The sequence below is a fragment of the Nakamurella sp. GG22 genome (assembly GCF_052976845.2).
This window is the reverse complement of record NZ_JBRIIO020000008.1, coordinates 134,760-148,760: the sequence shown is the minus strand read 5'-3', so window position 1 is coordinate 148,760 and position 14,001 is coordinate 134,760. Positions and strand designations below refer to the sequence as shown.

Annotated in this window: 13 protein-coding genes; 3 read left to right on the top strand and 10 right to left on the bottom strand. The window is 68.8% G+C overall.

What is annotated here, in order from left to right; all coding sequences use genetic code 11:
- Positions 1 to 9 precede the first annotated feature (9 nt).
- Positions 10 to 711 carry a type 1 glutamine amidotransferase domain-containing protein gene (locus ACVBEQ_RS11250; protein ID WP_447153214.1) on the bottom strand — a complete coding sequence of 234 codons (702 nt, stop codon included), beginning with the start codon at positions 709 to 711 and terminating at the stop codon, positions 10 to 12.
- Positions 712 to 861: 150 nt separating this feature from the next.
- On the opposite strand from ACVBEQ_RS11250, the gene ACVBEQ_RS11245 reads away from it, so the two are divergent.
- Positions 862 to 1,218 (top strand): GntR family transcriptional regulator, encoded by a 357-nt coding sequence (locus ACVBEQ_RS11245; RefSeq protein WP_447153213.1) that lies wholly within the window; start codon positions 862 to 864, stop codon positions 1,216 to 1,218.
- Positions 1,219 to 1,236: 18 nt separating this feature from the next.
- On the opposite strand, the gene ACVBEQ_RS11240 is transcribed toward ACVBEQ_RS11245, so the two are convergent.
- A complete protein-coding gene (locus ACVBEQ_RS11240) occupies positions 1,237 to 1,725 on the bottom strand; it encodes a VOC family protein (protein ID WP_447153212.1) in 489 nt (162 codons plus the stop codon).
- A complete protein-coding gene (locus ACVBEQ_RS11235) occupies positions 1,725 to 1,958 on the bottom strand; it encodes a hypothetical protein (RefSeq protein WP_447153211.1) in 234 nt (77 codons plus the stop codon). Before ACVBEQ_RS11235 ends, ACVBEQ_RS11240 begins: the two co-directional genes overlap by 1 nt.
- A 103-nt stretch (positions 1,959 to 2,061) precedes the next feature.
- Between ACVBEQ_RS11235 and ACVBEQ_RS11230 the strand changes: the two genes are divergently transcribed.
- Positions 2,062 to 4,797 (top strand): helix-turn-helix transcriptional regulator, encoded by a 2,736-nt coding sequence (locus ACVBEQ_RS11230; protein WP_447153210.1) that lies wholly within the window; start codon positions 2,062 to 2,064, stop codon positions 4,795 to 4,797.
- A gap of 33 nt (positions 4,798 to 4,830) precedes the next feature.
- Here the strand turns inward: ACVBEQ_RS11230 and ACVBEQ_RS11225 are convergent, their stop codons facing one another.
- The 5 genes from ACVBEQ_RS11225 to ACVBEQ_RS11205 form a co-directional block, all read right to left on the bottom strand.
- Positions 4,831 to 5,838: a sugar phosphate isomerase/epimerase family protein gene (locus tag ACVBEQ_RS11225; protein ID WP_447153209.1), complete on the bottom strand. Its 1,008-nt coding sequence runs from the start codon at positions 5,836 to 5,838 to the stop codon at positions 4,831 to 4,833.
- Position 5,839: 1 nt separating this feature from the next.
- Entirely contained in the window at positions 5,840 to 7,039 is a 1,200-nt protein-coding gene (locus ACVBEQ_RS11220; protein ID WP_447153208.1) for a Gfo/Idh/MocA family protein, read from the bottom strand.
- A gap of 67 nt (positions 7,040 to 7,106) precedes the next feature.
- Positions 7,107 to 8,210, bottom strand: coding sequence for a substrate-binding domain-containing protein (locus ACVBEQ_RS11215; RefSeq protein ID WP_447153207.1), 1,104 nt, complete (start codon positions 8,208 to 8,210; stop codon positions 7,107 to 7,109).
- Positions 8,211 to 8,320: 110 nt separating this feature from the next.
- Positions 8,321 to 9,325, bottom strand: a complete 1,005-nt coding sequence (locus ACVBEQ_RS11210) for an ABC transporter permease (protein ID WP_447153268.1) — start codon at positions 9,323 to 9,325, stop codon at positions 8,321 to 8,323.
- A 68-nt stretch (positions 9,326 to 9,393) separates the two neighbouring features.
- A complete protein-coding gene (locus tag ACVBEQ_RS11205; protein WP_447153206.1) occupies positions 9,394 to 10,929 on the bottom strand; it encodes a sugar ABC transporter ATP-binding protein in 1,536 nt (511 codons plus the stop codon).
- 105 nt (positions 10,930 to 11,034) lie between these two features.
- On the opposite strand from ACVBEQ_RS11205, the gene ACVBEQ_RS11200 reads away from it, so the two are divergent.
- Positions 11,035 to 12,243 carry an ROK family transcriptional regulator gene (locus ACVBEQ_RS11200; protein ID WP_447153205.1) on the top strand — a complete coding sequence of 403 codons (1,209 nt, stop codon included), beginning with the start codon at positions 11,035 to 11,037 and terminating at the stop codon, positions 12,241 to 12,243.
- An 8-nt stretch (positions 12,244 to 12,251) separates the two neighbouring features.
- Here ACVBEQ_RS11200 and ACVBEQ_RS11195 read toward each other — a convergent pair whose 3' ends face one another.
- Together ACVBEQ_RS11195 and ACVBEQ_RS11190 are read right to left on the bottom strand one after the other, a co-directional pair.
- The gene (locus tag ACVBEQ_RS11195; RefSeq protein ID WP_447153204.1) at positions 12,252 to 13,253 is read right to left on the bottom strand and encodes a sensor histidine kinase; all 1,002 of its coding nucleotides are present in this window, start codon (positions 13,251 to 13,253) and stop codon (positions 12,252 to 12,254) included.
- Entirely contained in the window at positions 13,250 to 13,957 is a 708-nt protein-coding gene (locus ACVBEQ_RS11190; protein ID WP_447153203.1) for a response regulator transcription factor, read from the bottom strand. The genes ACVBEQ_RS11195 and ACVBEQ_RS11190 overlap by 4 nt, the downstream gene beginning before the upstream one ends.
- Positions 13,958 to 14,001 lie beyond the last annotated feature (44 nt).

Genomic DNA, 14,001 nt, shown 5'->3' with positions numbered 1-14,001 from the left:
CGCCCCGGTTCAGGAGCCGCCGAGGGCCTTCACCATCTCTGCGGCCAGCGGCGCCGACGACGCCGGGTTCTGCCCGGTGTACAGGTTGCGGTCGACCACCACGTTCGGGGCCCACGGCTCACCCTCGCGGTAGTCGACTCCGAGGGCGACCAACCGGTCCTGCAGCAGCCATTTGGCCTTGTCCGCGAGCCCACCCTGGGTCTCTTCGGCATTACTGAACCCGGTCAGCCGGTAGCCGGCGAACGGGGATGCGCCGTCCGCGTCCGCGGTCGCCAGCAGCGCGGCGGGGGCGTGACAGACGACGCCCAGCGGCTTGTCCGATGCGAGCGTCTCGGCCAGCAGGCGCGCCGAATCGGTGTCGACGGCGAGATCCTCCATCGGACCGTGACCGCCCGGGTAGAACACCGCCGCATAGTCGGACAGGTCGACGTCCTCGAGCTTCAGCGGAGACCGGAACTGCTGGATCGAGGCAAGCTCGGCCTCGATCGCGGCGGCGTTCTCCTTGCCGCCGTTGACCTCCGGCGCGAGGCTGGCCCGGTCGACCACCGGCGTCACGCCGCCCGGGGTGGCCATGACGACCTCGTGCCCGGCCGCGGTGAACTCCCGGTACGGCGCGACGAGCTCCTCGGCCCAGAATCCGGTGGGGTGCGCAGTGCCGTCGGCCAGTGTCCAGCTGTCGGCGCCGGTGACGACGAACAGAACCTTGCTCATGGGTGGTGCTCCTTCGGGATGGGGACGGTGAACCCACGCCACCGTAGGCAAGATCTGCCCGTCCGTCGAAGTCCCCGCACGCTCGACGCCTCCGGACCCCCGATCAACTACCGTCAGTCGACCGGGACACTGCAGGAAGGGAGCCACTCGATGACCGTTGTCGTCGACCCCGCGTCGGGTGTGCCGCCCTATGAGCAGGTCCGTTCCCAGCTCGCCCGGCAGATCAACCAGAGATCACTGGCCGTCGGGACCAAACTGCCGACGGTCCGCGCACTGGCAGCCGACCTCGGCCTCGCGGTCAACACGGTGGCCAGGTCCTATCGCGAGCTGGAGGCCGCACAGCTGATCGAAACACGCGGCCGTGCAGGTACTTTCGTCGCCTCGAATGGTGATCGCAGCAGATCTGAGGCGGCGGCTGCCGCTGCGGAGTTCGTGCGAGCCGTTGATTCCATCGGCATCGACCGAACGGAAGCGCTGGCCATCGTGCGCGCCGCCCTGGACAGCTGACCGGGTGGCCTCAACCGCTCAGTGCACCGATGCGTGACCCGACGCGACGGCGGATCGCGGGCTGGACAGACCGAACCCCGCGGCTGCTTCGTCGCTCATCACGAAGAGTTCGATCGGCACATCGTCCGGCGCGGTCACCGTGAGATGGTGACCGGCATCCGAGTTCACGATGCCGGAATGGTGTACGCCGCGGCGGTCGAGGTGCTCCGCCCACGCCACCAGACGCGCCAGGTCGTCGACGGCGAGCGCGAGATGGTCCAGACCGACCCTGCGGTGGTCGAACGGCAGCCCGTCACCGTCGTCATGCCTTGCAACGGCCAGCCCGATGCTGCTGGATCGCTCGAGGAGCAGGCAGTAGTCCGGTGTTTCCGCGGCCTTCTCGAAACCCATCACCTCCGACCAGAACATCACCGCGGCGGGGAGATCGTTGACCGTCAGGGCGACGTGCGAGATACCTAGAACCGTTGCGCCGCAACGACTTCCCTCAGTCGTCACCGGTGCCGACATCACGACTCCTGCCGGGTCTGGACATGCCTGCTGAACGCGCGCGGATGCAGCGGCGCACCGAATGCGAAAGCGACGGTGGCCAGTGATGACGCGGCGGCGAGCAAGGCCCTCTCCCACCTGCCCGGAGGGGCCGGCAGGGTTGTCGACCGGGTGTCGTCGCGGGGGGACGACAGGGTGGTGCGGCGCGTGATCGGCTGCTTGATCGGCTGCGTGATCGGCTGGGAGATGGTCATCGTCGAAGCTTCGCCTGCCCTGGTGACCGCTCGCGTGGGGCAAATCCCCCAACTCGACCTCCGAGCTGGTGACGCCCGCTTCGTACCGATATAGGTTCGGCACGTGCTCGTCGGTCGGGACACTGAACTCGCGGCCATCATTGCCGCCCTGGATTCGGCGCGGGGCGGCCGGAGCGCTGCGCTCTGTCTGGTGGGTGACCCGGGGATCGGCAAGTCCACCCTGCTCCAGGCGGCGTACGCCGCCGGTGCCGACTTCCTCCGGCTGCGGACCGTTGGCATCGAATCCGAGCTCGCGCTGGGTCATGCCGGCCTGGGCGACCTGCTGAACGACATCGCCGGACATCTCGGTGAGCTGGCCGGAGCACAGCGCGAAGCGTTGGACGTCGCGCTGGGCCGGGCGACGACGACCAGCACAGCGGGACCGGACCCGTATCTGGTCGCCGTCGGGACGCTGTCGCTGCTCGCCGCCGCCGCGGAACGGCGCCCGGTGCTGGTGGTGGTCGACGACTTCCAGTGGGTGGATCGCGAGTCACGACGGGCGATCGCGTTCGCCGCGCGCAGGCTGCAGCATGATCGGGTCGCGTTCGTGTTCGCGAGACGGTCCGGGAGTGACGCCCCTGAACTGACCGGTGTGACGGATCTGCTGGTCGGCGGACTCGATACCCGTGAGTGCCAGTTGATTCTCGGCCCGACCGTGTCCGCGGCTGTCGCCGAACAGTTGACCGGCATCACCGGCGGCAACCCGCTGGCACTGACGGAATTGGCCCCGCAACTGAGCCCCGCACAGCGGCGGGGGTCGGCGGTGCTGCCACCCACCCTGTTGCTGGGCGAACGCCTGACACAAGGTTTCGAACTCTCGCTCATGCCGTTGTCGGCAGCGGGTCGGCAGGCTCTGCTCCTTGCCGCCGTCTCCATCGACGGCCAGGCCGGACAGATCGGCGCGGCTCTGGAACTGCAGGGTCTCGATCCTGTCGGCACCGTCGGCGAACTGGAACAGGCCGGCGTGATTCAACTCTCGGACGGCCGCTACCTCTTTCGCCATCCGCTCTTCAGGTCGATCACCATCCAACTCGCCACACCCGATGCGCGCCGAGCGGCGCACGCGGCACTGGCGGCCACTCTCGCGGAGCGACCGGCACTACGGGCCAGGCATCTCGCCGAAGCAGCGGTCGGATTCGACGACGAGGTTGCGACCGAACTCCTGGCCGCCGCGGAGCGGGAACAGCGGCGACGCGGCTTCGCTGCCGCCGCCGCCCTGCAGGAGCGGGCCGGTCAACTCACGTCATCAGCTGCCCGGCAGGCGCATTGCTACAGCGCGGCAGCCGAGAACGCCCTCCTCAGTGGTGACACGACCGCGACCCGCCGGCTGGCTGGGCTGGTCATGGCGGACGCCGATGACCCGGATGCTCGAGCGCATGCACTGCTGACCCTGGGGACCCTCGAGCAGTACGCCGGCTCGGTCCCGCGCTCCCGCGAACTCCTCGATCAGGCCGCGCGGCTCGGCACCGGCGTGATCCGGCTCAGGGCGCTCGCCGAACTGGCGAATGCCAGTTACCGATTGAGTTCCGCACAAGGCATGGCTGCTGCTGCCGCGGCGCTCCGCGAATATGCCGACCCGGCCGAACCGGAGCAGGAAATGCTCGCTTGTTACACCTCCGGGGCAGCGCTGGCCTTCGGTGGGGAATGGGACCTCGCTCACCCACCCATGTCGCGAGCCCTGGAACTCCTGGAAACCGACCCGGTCCTACGAGACGAGCCGAGATATCTGTCGACGGCGATGCTGGCCCCTGCCTGGATGGGAGAACCGGCCCGGATCCTCGGCTTCCTGGACCGCCGGCTCGACACAGCGCGGGACATGGGAGCTCTGGGTGTCCTGCCGCTCGCACTCAGTCTGCTGGCCGCCGGCGCCGCCCATCAGTTCGGCTGGCACGAGATCGCGTACGCCTATGCCGGGGAAGCGGTGGAGATCGGCGAAGAACTCGGGTTCGTCACCGACGTTGCCATGGCCTACGCCGTCCTGGCGTGGGAGCTCGCCGCGCGCGGCGAACACGATCAGGCAGCGAGCTCGCTGGCCCGGGCCAGGCAACTCGACGACAGAGCCGAGATAGTCGGTACCGCAGTCCACGTCGAACTGGTCGACGCCTATGCCGCACTGTGCCGGGGAGACCTGGCACGCGTCGTCGAGGTGCTCGAGGCCCGGATCGCCGCCGACGGTGGTCGGTTCCCGCGCGGGGACTACGAGCTGGGCGTCGCCCCCGAACTCGTGGAGGCCTACCTCGGACTCGGACGGCGGGCCGACGCCGTCGCACTGGCGGACAGGCACGCCGCCCTTCATTCAGCGTCGGCGGATCCGACCATCCGCGGTCAGGCCTGGAGGGTGCGCGCGATGACGTCCGATGACCACGCGCAGGCGGAGAACTTTTTCGCGTGCGCCCACGAGGCCCACGCCTCCGGGTCGAACGCGTTCGAGACGGCCCGGACGCACCTGGCGCACGGCACTGCTCTACGCAGGACGGGCCGGCGGATCGACGCAAGGTCCTACCTGCGGACGGCCGAAAATGCTTTCTCGACAATGGGACTCGACGGGTGGGCGGCCCGCGCACGAGCGGAACTGTCCGCCAGCGGTCAGCATGCCCGCCGTGGATCCGTTCCGGGTGATGCATTGACGTCGCAGGAGACCAGGGTCGCGATCATGGTGGCTCGCGGGCTGTCGAACAAGGAGATCGCCGCCGCGCTGTTCCTGAGCCCGAAAACCGTCGAACACCACGTCAGCAGCGCCCTGCGCAAACGCGGGCTCCGCACCAGGACCGAGTTGGCTGTCGCGTTCTCGCAATCCTGAGTGCCATCCAAACCGGTCGCTTCCCCGAAAGGTTCAGCCCTGACTTGAGAAAGCCGCGTCGAACGCCGCAGATGGCGGATCGAAGGCCAGCGACTTCACGAAGGCGAGCGCCTCGGGTGCGCCGACCAACCGATCCATCCCGGCGTCCTCCCACTCGACGGACAACGGACCGGTGTAACCGATCGTGTTCAGCATCCGGAAGCAGTCCTCCCACGGCACGTCCCCGTGCCCGGTGGACACGAAATCCCACCCGCGCCGGGGATCGGCCCACGGCAGGTGCGAGCCGAGCACACCCCGCCGCCCGTTGCCGGTGCGGAGCTTCGCGTCCTTGCAGTCGACATGGTAGATGCGGTCCTTGAAATCCCAGATGAACATCACCGGGTCGAGCCCCTGCCAGACGAAATGGCTCGGATCCCAGTTGAGACCGAACGCCGGCCGGTGACCGATCGCCTCCATCGTGCGCTCGGTGGTGTAGTAGTCGTAGGCGATCTCACTCGGGTGGACCTCGTGGGCGAACCGCACGCCCACCTCGTCGAAGACGTCGAGGATCGGGTTCCAGCGGTCCGCGAAATCCTGGTAGCCGGCGTCGATCAGCGCCTGGGATGCGGGCGGGAACATGGCGATGTACTTCCATATCGACGATCCGGTGAAGCCGACCACGGTGTCGACACCCAGCCGGGCGGCGGTCCGCGCGGTCATCTTCATCTCCTCGGCAGCCCGCTGCCGCACACCCTCGGCATCGCCGTCGCCCCAGATGCGGTCGGGCAGGATGTCGCGGTGCCGTGCGTCGATCGGGTCGTCGCAGACGGCCTGGCCCTTGAGATGGTTCGAGATCGCGTAGACGGACAGCCCGTAGCGGTCGAGGATCTCTTTTCGGCCGGCGATGTAGGCGTCGTCCTCCGCGCCTCGCCAGACATCCAGATGATCTCCCCAGCAAGCGATCTCGAGACCTTCATAGCCCCATTCGGAGGCCAGCCTGGCAACCTCCTCGAACGGCAGGTCAGCCCACTGGCCGGTGAACAGGGTGATCGGGCGGGCCATGTCAGTGCTCCTCATCGGGAATGGACTGCCAACTGCTGTCGGCGGCGGAACTTGCCTCGATCGCGGCGAGCACCCGCTGCACGTGCAAGCCGTCGGCGAACGTCGGCCGGGCCGGGTCGCCGGAGGCGATCGCCCGGACGAGATCGATCACCTGATGGGTGAAACCGTGCTCGTAGCCGAGGCCGTGCCCGGGTGGCCACCAGGACGACAGGTACGGGTGGGTCGGCTCGGTCACCAGGATGCGGGTGAACCCGGACTCCGCGGGCGGTCGGCGCCCGTCAAAGTGCTCGAGCACGTTCATGTTCTCGAAGTCGAACGCGAGAGACCCTACGCTGCCGTTGATCTCGAAGCGCATCGCATTCTTGCGACCGAGTGCGAAACGGGACGCCTCGAAGGCGGCGATCGCCCCCGAGTCGAGCCGGCCGAAGAAGACAGCCGCGTCGTCAACGGTCACCGGGCCGTAGCCCTCACCGGCCGTGCCACCGATGGTCGCGCCGGTCCCGCCGTCTGCGGCGGCGGGCAGCGGCCGCTGTTTGACAAACGTCTCGGTCAGCCCGGACACCCCGGTGAGCCGATGCCCGGTGACGAACTCGACCGCATCGATGATGTGCGCGCCGATGTCGCCGAGCGCCCCGGAGCCGGCCCGTTCCTTGTCCAGCCGCCAGGTGAGCGGCGCCTCCTCGTCGGCCAGCCAGTCCTGCAGGTACTGGGCGCGCACCTGACGGACGGACCCGATGATGCCGTCGGCGACCATTTCCCTGGCGAGGGCCACCGCCGGTGTGCGCCGGTAGGTGAAACCCACCATCGCCTGCCGGCCGGGCGCGTTGCGGGCCGCCGCCACCATGGCCTCCGCCTCGGCAACGGTGTTGGCCAACGGCTTCTCGCACAGCACGTGCTTGCCGGCGGCCAGTGCGGCGATGGCCATCTCGGCGTGCGTGTCGCCAGGGGTGCAGATGTCGACGATGTCGATGTCGTCCCTGGCGATCGCCGCCCGCCAATCGTCGGTGCTGTCCTGCCAGCCCAGCCGGTCCGCCGCCGCCGCAGCGGAGTCGCTGCGACGGCCCACCACGAGCGCCATCTCCGGACGTAGCGGCAGTTCGGCGACGTGCCCGGCGGTGCGCCAGGCCTGGGAGTGGGCTGCCCCCATGAACGCGTGCCCGATCATCGCCACCCGCACCACTGGTGTTCCGGCGGTAGTCATCTCGCTGTCCCTTCGTCGTCCGACCGGCAGTTCATCTGATCAGAGCAGAGCATCCGATGAAAGCAGGTCAGGACTCGAAGGCGCTCGGCAGGTACTGCTCCACGTTCTCCTTGGTCACCACAGGTGCGTAGAGCTTGACCTCGCGGGGCACCTCGACCTCGACAAGGTCACCCATCGACTCGCCCTGGACGAGCAGCCGGGCCAGCCGGATCCCGTCAGCGGCCTGAGTGGAGGGGTAGATCACAGTCGCCTTCAGCACCGTGTTGTCGGCCTGGATGTCGCGCATGACGTTGGCCGATCCGGCGCCGCCCACCATGAAGAACTCGTCGCGACCGGCGTTCTTGATCGCAGCCATGACGCCGACACCCTGGTCGTCGTCGTGGTTCCAGAGCGCATCGATCTTCGGCGCTGCCTGCAGCAGGTTGGAGGCCTGGGCCTCACCGGACTCGACGGTGAACTCCGCCGCCACCCGGTTGGACACCTTCAGCCCACAGTCGGCAAGTGCATCTGCGAAGCCCTTGGAACGGTCCTGCGTCAACGGCAGCGAGTCGATACCGGCGATCTCCGCCACGACCGCATCCGGCTTGTCGCCGAGCTGCTCGCAGATGTATGTGCCCGCCGAGACACCCATCCCGTAGTTGTCGCCCAACACGGTGCTCCGCGCGGCGAACGGGCTGGAGAACTCACGGTCGACGTTGATCACCGGAATACCGGCGTTCATCGCCTTTGTCGCCACATCGGTCATGGCGGCACCGTCGAACGGCAGCAGCACGATGGCGTCGACCTTGTCGTTGATGAAGGTCTCCACCTGGCTGATCTGGAGGTTGACGTCATTCGTGCCCTCTGCGACGACCAGGTCGACATCGCCGAGCGCCTCGGCCTCAGCCACCGCGGACTTCGTGATCGAACCCATCCAGCCGTGGTCGGCCGCCGGGGCCGAGAACCCGATTTTGATCTTCTCACCGGACGCCGGCGCGGCACTGGCGCCGGCCGATCCGGCCGCGGATCCACCGGCCGGCGCGCTGGCCGCGGCACTGTCCCCAGCGGCGCTGGTCGCGGCCGACGTCGTGCTGCTGGTGGCGGTGTTCGACGAGTTGGTACACGCGGTCAACGCCAGCGCGCCGGTGGCGACGATCGCCATGGTGCGGGTGATGCGGGAGGTACGGGACATGGTGGTGCTCCTTCACTGCGTCGTGACGAAGAACAGAGGGGTTCGGTATCGGTGCGGTCCGCGGACCTGACCAAAGGGCTGATTGCGCTGCTGCGGGAGAGGAATCGAGATCAGCCCCCGCGGGACCGTGCGGCGACCCGCTGCTGCAGCAGGACGGCAGCGACGATGATCAGGCCCTTGGCAATGGCCTGGGCTGAAATCGACAGGTTGTTCAGGGTGAACACGTTGGTCAGGGTGGTGAAGATGAGGACGCCGAACACGGTGCCCACGATGGTGCCGCGACCGCCCGACAGCAGCGTTCCACCGATGACGACCGCCGCGATCGCGTCCAGTTCGTACAGCGTGCCGTGGGTCGACGATCCCGCCGTCGTCCGCGCCATGATCATGACGCCCGCGATGCCGGCCGACAGGCCCACCAATCCGTAGAGCATCATGGTCTGCCGTTTGACCCGGATTCCGGCGAGCCTGGCGGCTTCGGGATTCCCGCCGACCGCGAAAGTCCGCCGGCCGAACGTGGTGCGATTCAACAGGATCCAACCGGCGACGGCGACCGCGGCGAAGACCCAGACGATGACCGGAATACCGAACAGGCTCCCGGTGAAGACGTCAAGGAAGCCGTTGACCCTGATGATCTGCGTCTGTCGGTTCGCGATGATCTCGGCCAGCCCGCGGGCGGCCGCCATCATGGCAAGCGTCGCAATGAACGGCACGATCCGCCCGTACGCCACCATCAGCCCGTTCAGCAGACCGGCCGCGGTGCCGACCAGCAGCGAGGTGGTCACGACGATCGACCAGTGGATGTCGTTGGCCAGCATCTGGGTGCCCGATGTCGTCGCCCACACCGATGACAGTCCGACCACCGCGCCGACCGAGAGGTCGATGCCACCGGCGGTGATCACGAACGTCATGCCGATCGACACCACGCCGATCACCGAGGCGAGCCGCAGGATCGTCAGCAGGTTGTCGGTGCTGGCGAACCGGTCCCCCGCGCTGATGAATCCCACGATGCACAGCAGCACCAGCGCGATCACCAGGCCGAGATTCCTGGTGACACCGGAAGGCAGCGCCCTCCGCGGCCGATCGCCGGTCACCGTCGGCGCGATGTCCGGCGGCATGGATCGGGCCGGCTGGTGGACGTCGGTGGCCGGGTCGGTCAGCCGGCCACCCTCCGTGCTCTTGTCCGTCATGCGGCGGTCCCTCCCATCACCAGGTCCAGGACCTGGTTCTCGTTGATACCGGCGGCGGGGCCGTCATGCAGCACCCGTCCGCCCGCGACCACCAGCACCCGGTCGGCGAGACCGAGCACCTCTTCCACCTCGCTAGACACCACCACCACGGCGACCCCCGAGTCGGCCAGTTCCCTGATGAGCACGTAGATCTCGCTGCGGGCGCCGACATCGACACCGCGGGTCGGCTCGTCCAGCAGCAGCACCTTGCACTGCCGCAACAACCAGCGGGCCAGCACGATCTTCTGCTGATTCCCGCCGGAAAGTGTCCTCGTGACGCGGTCCGGGTCGGCGGGCCGCAGGTCGACGGTCGCCGCCACCTTCATTGCGGCGTCACGTTCCGCCGCATCCCTGGTGAACCCCCCAGCAGCAAACCGGCCGATCGCCGCCATCGAGATGTTGTGATAGACCGCCTGATCCAGGATCAGCCCCTGGGACTTCCGCTCCTCGGGGGCAAGTCCGACACCGGCTCGAACGGCCGCCCGCACGGACCCCCGGCGCAGCGTGGCCCCCTGCACCGCAACGGTTCCGCTGTCGGCGCGCCGGGCGCCGAAGATCGTCTCGATGATCTCGCTGCGGCCCGCACCCACAAGTCCGGCGAGGCCGACGATCTCGCCGGGGTGGACGTCGAATCCGACGTTCTGGAACTCCCCCGCCCTGGACAGGTCCCGCACCGACAGCAGCGGTTCCACCCCTGCCGCCGGCGGGAGCCCGGAGCGCGGCGGGAAGACGTATTCGATCGACCGGCCGGTCATCAGCCGGATCAGTTCCGACGTCGGGGTGGTCCTCGCGTCGAGCCCGGTGGCGACCGTCCGGCCGTCCTTGAGGACGGTGATCCGGTCGCCGATGCGGCGGATCTCCTCGAGCCGGTGCGAGATGTACACCACCGCAACGCCTGCCCTGGAGAGGTCGCCGATCAGATGGAAGAGGTTGTCGACCTCCTCGCCGTCCAGCACAGCGGACGGCTCGTCCATCACGATGAGTTGCGCGTCCCTGGACAGCGCCCTGGCGACCGAGACGATCTGCTTCCCGGCGGCGGACAGCGAGCCGACCTCCCTGGACGGCGAGATCTCCGGATGCCCCAACCGGGCCATCAGCTCGGCCGCGCGCCGGCGGGTCTCGGCGCGCTGCGAGAATCCGGCCGTGGCGAGCTCATGGCCGAGAAAGATGTTCTCTCCCACCGAGAGCCAGTCGACCAGATCGAGTTCCTGGTAGATCGTGGCGATGCCCTGCTTGAGCGCCGCGACCGGGGAGGCGAGGGACGCCGGCTCGCCCTGCCACAGCACCTCGCCGGCATCGACGGAGTGGGCGCCGGCCATCACCTTGATCAGCGTCGACTTACCGGCACCGTTCTGGCCGAGCAGGCAGTGCACCTCTCCGGCACGAACGTCCAGGTCGACCCCGTCGAGTGCGCGAACGCCAGGGAAAACCTTGACGATTCCACGCATTTCCAGGAGCGGAGCGGCGCTGTGGTCTTCCTCGACCGGGGGCATGACGTGACCGTAGCCACAGTTTCGTATGTTGGTCAAGCAAAAGCAGTCGACCGTGATCCACAAGTTGTCTGGTCGACGCAGCGAACTCTGTGCTTAGCTGTGCCGATGACGGCGTCGCGTCCCGGATCTCTTGCGTCCGGTGACCTGTTCCAGCTGTTACGGGGCGGTCGGGCGCGAACCAGGGCCGAACTCGCGGAGCTCACCGGGCTGGCCCGATCAACCATCACCGCACGGGTCGACGAGTTGCTGGCCGCGGGGCTGGTCGTCCCGGCCGGCGAGGCCAAGTCGTCCGGGGGCAGGCCCCCGAGCAGGATCGCTTTCGACCCGCACTGCCGGGTCGTGCTGGCCGCCGATCTCGGCGCCACCCATGTCACCCTGGCCGTCACCGACCTCGGCGCCGGCCTGATCGGTGATTCCACCGAGCCGCTGCGAATCGCCGACGGGCCGGAGAAGGTTCTGGATCATCTGTGGGAGGCCTGGACGGGCATCCTCGAATCGGCCGGGCGTTCGGTGGCCGACGTCGCGGGCGTCGGCATCGGCGTTCCGGGGCCGGTGGAATTCGCGACGGGCCGGCCGACCAATCCGCCGATCATGCCCGGCTGGGACGGTTTCGACATCCCCGCCTACATCCGCCGCAACATCGACGCCCCCGTCCTGGTGGACAACGACGTCAACCTGATGGCGCTCGGTGAATTCGACGAGGGCTGGCCCGGCGACGGTCATCTGCTGTTCGTCAAGATCGCCACCGGGATCGGTGCGGGCATCGTGTCGGACCGCACCCTGAACCGCGGGGCGCAGGGGTCCGCCGGAGACCTGGGGCATGTGCGGGCGGCCGGCGAATCGACCGCCCTGTGCACCTGCGGCAATGTGGGCTGCCTGGAGGCGGTCGCCGCCGGGCCCGCCATCGCGGCCCGGCTGCGGGAATTGGGCGTCGCCGCCGATTCCACCGCCGACGTCGTCGAACTGGTCCGTAGCGGCGATCCGGCTGCCCTGCAACAGGTTCGCCAGGCCGGTCGGGACGTCGGCGCGGTACTCGCTACCTGCGTGAACCTGCTCAACCCCTCGGTGATCGTGATCGGCGGCCCGATCGCCGAGGCCAGCGAGCACCTGCTCGCCGGGGTGCGGGAGGTGGTCTACCACCGCTCACCGCCGCTGGCCACCCAGCATCTCCGGATCTCCCGCAGCCGTACCGGCGCCCGCGCCGGCGTCCGCGGTGCCAGCGCGATGGTGATCCAGGCGGTGCTCGCTCCGGAGGCGGTCGACACCCTTCTGCAGCGACTGTCCGACGAGCGGACGGCGACGTCGCGGGTGTGAGATCGCGGTCAGAGTCGTTCCATGTCGGTCAGTGTCGGAAGGTCGATGACGGCCCGCACCCCGCCACCCTGCGCCTCGTCCAGGGTGAGCGCGCCGCCGTGGGCGGCGGCCACCTCGCGGACCAGCGACAGACCGAGCCCGAACCGGCGGGTGCCGCCGACCCCACCGGCCGAACCCTGGCCGCGCGCGAAACGCTCCGTCAGCTTGGCGGCGTCGTCACCGGCGAGACCTTCGCCGTTGTCGGTCACCGAGATGAGAACCCGGCCCGCGTCCGCCGCGCTCGCCACCACGACACGGCCGCCTGGCGGTGTGTGCGACAGAGCGTTGTCCACGAGTGCGGTGATCGCCCGTCGCAGGGCGCTCCGCGACGCCCGCACCAGGCGACCCGACGACGCTTCGACCTCCAGCGAGACGTCGGCCTTGTCGGCCAGGATGTCCATGGCGGCAACCACTTCCCTGGCGATGTCGTCGACGTCGACGGGTTCACCACGGCCGGGGTCGGCAGCAAGGGCGGCGCTCTCCAACATCTCGTCGACGATCTCGCCGAGCACCCTCGAGTCGTCCAGCAATTGGTCGACGGCGGGCCTGGACGGGTCGTCGGCCGGCATTCGTCGCGCCAGCAACTGCGCCCTGGTGTGCAGCACCGTCAGCGGCGTCCGCAGCTCATGTCCCGCGTCAGCGACGAATCGACGTTGCAGCGCAAGGGCTTCGCCCAGCGGCGCCACCGCGCGCCGGGCGACCAGGAACCCGACGACACCTGCGATCACGATGCCGACGACGGCGGAGATGATCAGCGTCTCGCGAAGCACGTCGTCCCAGTCGTCGTCCCGCAGGCCGGGGCGCGGCGGTCGCGAATGCCTGAACTGCCCCACCGACAGCGCCACCACCGCAACGAGCACCACCACGATGGCGCAGGCCGCGGAGATCTGCCATGCGATCCGCCGCGCGGCCGCCCTGAGCAGTTCCGCGTCGGGTTGGCGCTCGGCCCGGGGGGAGCGCCGCACCGTCATACCGCTCCCAGTCGGTAACCGAGGCCGTGAACGGTCTGCACGATGTCCTTGCCCAGTTTGCGTCGCAGGTAGTAGACGTAGGTGTCGACGGTGCCCTGGCCGTCCTGCGGGTCGAACACCATCTGCAACAGGTCGGGCCGGGTGAACACCCGCCCGGGACGGCGCGCCAGCACTTCCAGCAGGGCCGTCTCCTTGCCGGACAGTTCGACGGCATCGGCGCCGTCTCCGACCACACGGCGCCCCGCCACGTCGAGCCTCCGGCGTCCGACGGACACCATCGCCGCGGTCTCGGAGTGCCGGCGCAACAGAGCCCGCAACCGGGCGAGGAGTTCGTCGATCTCGAACGGCTTGACCACATAGTCCTCGGCACCCGCATCAAGGCCTTCGACCCGATCGGCAACGGTCCCCCGCGCGGTCAGGATCAGGATCGGGGAGCTGATGCCCCGCGCCCGCAGCCGGCCGATCAGGCTGATCCCGTCGATGGCCGGAAGCCCCCGGTCGATCACCATCACGTCGTACGGCCGGGTGAGCGCGAGGTGCAGGCCCGCCTGGCCGTCCCGCGCCAGGTCGACATCGTGCTGTTCGGTCAGTACCTCGACGAGCAGCGGGCCGAGCGCCCGGTCGTCCTCGACCAGCAGCAGCCGGGGCCTGTTCGGCTCGGTGGGCCCGACGCCGTCGGCGTCGACAGACGTGGTTTCGGTCACCCGGTGATGGTGGCACGGGTGCTTCTGAGATCACTCTGATGACA

Bases quoted from the DNA above. Each gene is read 5' to 3' on its own strand.
- ACVBEQ_RS11250 (WP_447153214.1), bottom strand. From the start codon at position 711: ATGAGCAAGGTTCTGTTCGTCGTCACCGGCGCCGACAGCTGGACACTG.
- ACVBEQ_RS11245 (WP_447153213.1), top strand. From the start codon at position 862: ATGACCGTTGTCGTCGACCCCGCGTCGGGTGTGCCGCCCTATGAGCAG.
- ACVBEQ_RS11240 (WP_447153212.1), bottom strand. From the start codon at position 1,725: ATGTCGGCACCGGTGACGACTGAGGGAAGTCGTTGCGGCGCAACGGTT.
- ACVBEQ_RS11235 (WP_447153211.1), bottom strand. From the start codon at position 1,958: ATGACCATCTCCCAGCCGATCACGCAGCCGATCAAGCAGCCGATCACG.
- ACVBEQ_RS11225 (WP_447153209.1), bottom strand. From the start codon at position 5,838: ATGGCCCGCCCGATCACCCTGTTCACCGGCCAGTGGGCTGACCTGCCG.
- ACVBEQ_RS11220 (WP_447153208.1), bottom strand. From the start codon at position 7,039: ATGACTACCGCCGGAACACCAGTGGTGCGGGTGGCGATGATCGGGCAC.
- ACVBEQ_RS11215 (WP_447153207.1), bottom strand. From the start codon at position 8,210: ATGTCCCGTACCTCCCGCATCACCCGCACCATGGCGATCGTCGCCACC.
- ACVBEQ_RS11210 (WP_447153268.1), bottom strand. From the start codon at position 9,325: ATGCCGCCGGACATCGCGCCGACGGTGACCGGCGATCGGCCGCGGAGG.
- ACVBEQ_RS11205 (WP_447153206.1), bottom strand. From the start codon at position 10,929: ATGCCCCCGGTCGAGGAAGACCACAGCGCCGCTCCGCTCCTGGAAATG.
- ACVBEQ_RS11200 (WP_447153205.1), top strand. From the start codon at position 11,035: ATGACGGCGTCGCGTCCCGGATCTCTTGCGTCCGGTGACCTGTTCCAG.
- ACVBEQ_RS11195 (WP_447153204.1), bottom strand. From the start codon at position 13,253: ATGACGGTGCGGCGCTCCCCCCGGGCCGAGCGCCAACCCGACGCGGAA.